Raw genomic sequence first — 4,610 nt, 5'->3', positions numbered from 1 at the left:
TGCTATTACAGGCACGACGAGCATTCGCCCACCGAGATCAGGCCGGCACTCGTTGCCGCCGTCACCGATCTCTCCGGCCACCAGACCGGCGCGCATCGCACCTGGCTCGCCCCGGACGGTTCCGGCAAGGCACCTGTTGAGACACCGCGGCGGGCGATGGGCGACCTTCTCGGCCACGCCGTCCGCTTCGGCGCCGCCGATGAGGTTCTCGCCGCCGGCGAGGGCATCGAGACCGTGCTGTCGCCCCGTCAGGTTCTGCCCCGCATGCCGATGCTGGCGGCGCTTTCGGCCGCTCACCTCGCCGCCATCCTGTTCCCGCCGACGCTGCGCCGGCTCTATGTCGTCAGGGATCGCGACCCGGCCGGGGACGGTGCAAGAGACGGCCTGGTTGCCAGAGCAGCGAGCCTCGGGATCGAGGCGATGACGCTCACGCCGCTCAACGGCGATTTCAACGACGATCTGCGACGCCACGGCGCCGATGCCCTCCGGGCGGCCTTGAAAGATCAGCTTCATCCCGAAGACGTCCGCCGTTTCATGGAGAGGTGAGGGTGTGATCGGTCCCGGAGGCGCGGCCCAGCTTCGTCCTCTGCGGGTTTCGGTCTCAGGTCATCGCCAGAAGCATCCTTCGTCGGAGAGTCCCGCACCCACGGCCTTCGGAGAGGGCGATCGGCGCACAAACGGGACGGCAGGCCAATGGCCGGGGGTGAACTATTTTCCGCCGGCGGGGACGAGCCCCGCCTTTGCATCGCGAAAGTCAAAATAGTCCACCCCCGGCCATCAAGACCCTCGCGGAGCGGGCGAGGGCTGACCGGCCGTCCCGCCCGTGCGCTTCGACGCCTGCGAAGGCCGCGATGGGCGCGGTCTCCAGACGAAGGACGCTCCCGATGACGAACGAAACCTATTCCGCAGGCGACGAGCCGGTCCACACCTCCTCCCAGACCGATCACACCCTCACCGAACTCCAGCTCTACGGCTGGCGTCCCTTCCAGGACGAACCCGATCCGAGGCCGCTGCCCGAGGGCAATACCGTCGCTGTAGCCGTCACAGATATCTTCGACGCCCTTGTCTCGACGCTCGGCGACACCCGCTTAGAACCCGACCTCGAAGAGCTGCTCTGGGGGACCGTCAATCTCTTCCACCGCGCCACCAGCCGGGTGGAGCGTGATCTCGACGACAACGAGCAGGCGCAGCGTCGGATGCAGCGGGAACAGGACGGCAGCGAGGTGAAGTCGGTCGAACTCGAACGCCTCACGGCCGAGGGGCAGACCCTGATCGAACGGCGCAACAGCATAGAACTCTTCCGCGACCTCGCCGCCGAGGCTTTCGAGCACCACACCGGCAGCGCCTGGCGGCCGCGTTCCGGCTCGATGGTCAACCATCGCAACCTGACCGCCGCGATGATCGACAGCCGCGACTTCCTTGCCGCAAAACGCCGAGCCGAGACCGAGGTGATGCTGCCCGCCGGCCCGAAGGTAGCCGTGACCGGCGGCGCCGACTTCAACGATCACGGCTTGATCTGGGCGAAACTCGATCAGGTCCATGCCAAGCACGCGGAGATGGTGCTCTTGCATGGCGGCTCGCCGAAGGGAGCCGAACTGATCGCCTCCCGCTGGGCCGATCACCGCAAGGTGCCGCAGGTGGCCTTCCGGCCCGACTGGACGAAGCACGGTAAGGCCGCGCCCTTCAAGCGCAACGACGCCATGCTGGATGTGCTGCCGGTCGGCGTCCTCGTCTTCCCCGGCACCGGGATTCAGGAGAACTTCGCGGACAAGGCCCGCAAGCTCGGCATCCCGGTCATGAAGTTCGACGGCGGCGCGTAAGCGCCGCCGCTCGGCGGCTTTCAGCCGCCGATACTTGACAGCAGGACGGGCGAAGCCTTTGATAAGGCATCCTTGCAGAACCGGCGAAGCAGCATAGTCGCAGGCGGAGCGTATCTCCCGGCAGCCTGTCGTGATCCCCAATCGTTCGCTGGAGGTTTACATGACGCTAATCCTGCTCGCCATCTCGCTCACCATCACGGCTTGCGTGATTGCCTTCAATCTCGCGATTTATGCCTTGCCCGTCATGGCCGCCATTACCGCCGCTCAGTATGCCTGGGGCGCGGGAGCCGGCGTCCTGATGTCCGGCCTCAGTGCTGCTGGCGCCGCCCTGCTGTCGATCGCACTGGTGATCGCGGTTCTCGGCTTCGCCAAAAACCCGGTCCTGCGCCTCATCGCGCTCGCTCTCTTCGCGGTGCCCGCCGTTATCGCGGGCTATGCGCTTGTCTATGGCATCACGAAGAACGCCATCGACTCGGCCCTTGTCCTCAATCTGCTCGGCGGCATTGGCGGCCTTGCCATCGGCGTCTCGGCCGTCGTCAATCTGAACGCCCTCGGCGAGTCGGTGTTCTCGCGCTGAAACGGCGCTTGCGATCGTCTGCTTCCAAGAGGGAAACCCGGCGGCTTGCGCCGCCGGGCTCCGGCTTCCGGCTCGAACATTGGGCGGTCATGTCATCGCTGTCCTCACCGCCATCATGCTCTGTCTGCTTCGCGCTGTGGCTTGGAAATCGGTCATCGGCACGAATCCCATAGCCGTAGCGGTCAACCCCGGCAGCATCGGCGCTTCGTTCCGAAAGTTCAGCCACGAACACCTTCATTGCCACTTCTCGCAATGCAGCGGGACCGGGCCTTCCGCTGTCGAAGCCGCGGCAATGCCATGCTGCGCCTGGAAACCCGATAGCTGCTTCGTTCTCATCCCGGACGACATAGCCTTCCTGCGGCGAGCGCGAGCGCGGCCGGGAAAGAGAAGGCGGGTGGGCCGGTGCTGTGCCGCATGGTCCGGGTCTCGGTGGCCTGTCTGTTCGCTGTCGCCGGCAAGGACGATGGTTCTGCTGTGCGTCCCCGTATTTGTGCTCTCGAAAGCTCCAATCCCTCCGCCTGACTGATCCCCTAAGTCCGTTCGGTTTCCACCAGCAACCCCCGCGGCTCCCAGCCGTGTTGCCGCACAAGCGCGGCTGCCCGCCCCACCTGGGGCCTTAGGGGCAAGCTGCCGAAAGGACGGCAGTTGCGGGAGTCTCCCGACGGCCTTGGCCGGGTCTCGTCGGAGGGATGGTCCCTCCGAGGAGCAACGGAGACTTACAATGCAGAACATCGTCATCCTCGCCGGCAACATCGGTCAGACCCCCGAAACCCGCACCACCCAGGGCGGCACCGGCATCACCCACTTCACCCTGGCCACCTCGCGCCCCCGCTATTCGGAAGGCCGCGTCGTCCGCGACGAGAACGGCTATCGGGTCCAGGACACGGAATGGCACCGCATCACCTGCTTCAACGGCCTCGGCAAGACGGTCCAGCAGCATTGCGAAAAGGGCATGAAGGTTCTGGTTCGCGGCCGTATCCACTACACGAAGTGGACCGACGCCGCCGGGGTTGACCGCTACGGCTGCGAGATCATCGCCGAGACGGTGGATTTCCTGAGCCGCGCGAAGCAGACCGAGAGCGACGACGGCAAGTTCATCGACGACGATGACATCCCGTTCTGAGCGGGACGCCCGGAGCCCGGCGGCGCAAGCCGCCGGGTTTTTCCATGTTCACCGGCGCTGCCGCCGCTTCATCGCAAGATCTATAGCCCTGACGAGCGGATCGACCGCTCGGCAGGGCTTATGAAAGGGGGGCAGGCCGCCCCTCTCAAACTCACCCCATGAAGGGGCAGGGCAGAGCCCCGCCCCCTCAAACTCCCCCACCTATGGAGGGGAAACCCCTCCAAACCTCCCCCTGTCGGCGGCGCCGAATATTGTCGCGGCCCCTGGTCGGGGCCGCGGGCTCTTCTCTCACTGACTTCGGATCATACACCAGCCACTCCGGCGTCAAGGACATCGCGGTCCCCCCAATTTTCAGCCAATGCCCAAAGGCATCGTCAGAAAATCGGCTCCCCCGCTCGCCGCCGCTGACGGTCGCTTCGCGATCCCTGACCCCTCGCGGCTACAGTGCAGGCTCCTTCCGTCAGAGAGCGAAAGGAGACATGACATGAATAATCACAAGATCATCAGCATCGACGGTGGCAGCGCAGCTTACTGGCGCGAGCGCAAGCATGCCTTCCGCCTCATCCGAGAGGCCGAACTGGCGGCGGAGCGGCTGGCCGATGCGCCGATGTATCTGCACGGCGGCTACGATGAGGATGGCGATGTGATCCCCATCGAGAACCTCGGTCCCCATGACGACATGGAGGACGCGATCCGGGCCATCGAGGCCGACGCGACCGCGGTGAGCATCCTCATCGCGCAAGGCCGCACGCAAATCGGCGGACACGAGATTGCGGCGGTGATCCGGGGCCTGGAACCCGACTGGGGAGGCATCGAGGACCCGGTGAGCAATCCGCTCTGGGGACCGGATACCGACTGAGCCTGCGACGAGAGGCGGCGAAAGCCGCTTCTCGTCTTTGCTTCGTCGTCAGGAGCCCTGGCGGCCGGATCGACCGGCCGGCAGGGCTGATGAAAGGGGGCTAGCCCCCTCTCAACACTCTCCCATGAAGGAAGGGGCAGGCCCCTCCTTCAAACATCCTCCCCAAGGGAAGGGCTGAAGCCCCTCCCTTGAACCCACCCATGGGAAGGAGGCGACGGTTCCCTCGCCCTC

At 65.6% G+C, this 4,610-nt stretch carries 5 protein-coding genes; all 5 read left to right on the top strand.

What is annotated here, in order from left to right; genetic code table 11:
- Positions 1–546 (top strand): toprim domain-containing protein (locus tag AQY21_RS13545; protein ID WP_203416501.1); only part of this gene is annotated, 546 nt, incomplete at its 5' end.
- A gap of 338 nt (positions 547–884) precedes the next feature.
- A complete protein-coding gene (locus AQY21_RS13540; protein ID WP_058098168.1) occupies positions 885–1,820 on the top strand; it encodes a DUF2493 domain-containing protein in 936 nt (311 codons plus the stop codon).
- 160 nt (positions 1,821–1,980) lie between these two features.
- Complete coding sequence (locus tag AQY21_RS13535) at positions 1,981–2,397, top strand: hypothetical protein (protein ID WP_037094029.1); 417 nt, start codon at positions 1,981–1,983, stop codon at positions 2,395–2,397.
- A gap of 721 nt (positions 2,398–3,118) precedes the next feature.
- On the top strand, positions 3,119–3,520 hold the full coding sequence (locus tag AQY21_RS13530; protein ID WP_058098167.1) for a single-stranded DNA-binding protein: 402 nt from the start codon (positions 3,119–3,121) through the stop codon (positions 3,518–3,520).
- 484 nt (positions 3,521–4,004) lie between these two features.
- On the top strand, positions 4,005–4,379 hold the full coding sequence (locus tag AQY21_RS13525; RefSeq protein ID WP_058098166.1) for a hypothetical protein: 375 nt from the start codon (positions 4,005–4,007) through the stop codon (positions 4,377–4,379).
- Positions 4,380–4,610: the final 231 nt, after the last annotated feature.

Source organism: Paracoccus sp. MKU1 (assembly GCF_001447385.1).
Taxonomy (GTDB): domain Bacteria; phylum Pseudomonadota; class Alphaproteobacteria; order Rhodobacterales; family Rhodobacteraceae; genus Paracoccus.
This window is presented reverse-complemented; position numbering and strand designations above follow the sequence as displayed.

What these genes read in the sequence shown, in the direction of transcription:
- AQY21_RS13535 (WP_037094029.1), top strand. Translation starts at nt 1,981, where the DNA reads ATGACGCTAATCCTGCTCGCCATCTCGCTCACCATCACGGCTTGCGTG.
- AQY21_RS13530 (WP_058098167.1), top strand. Translation starts at nt 3,119, where the DNA reads ATGCAGAACATCGTCATCCTCGCCGGCAACATCGGTCAGACCCCCGAA.
- AQY21_RS13540 (WP_058098168.1), top strand. Translation starts at nt 885, where the DNA reads ATGACGAACGAAACCTATTCCGCAGGCGACGAGCCGGTCCACACCTCC.
- AQY21_RS13525 (WP_058098166.1), top strand. Translation starts at nt 4,005, where the DNA reads ATGAATAATCACAAGATCATCAGCATCGACGGTGGCAGCGCAGCTTAC.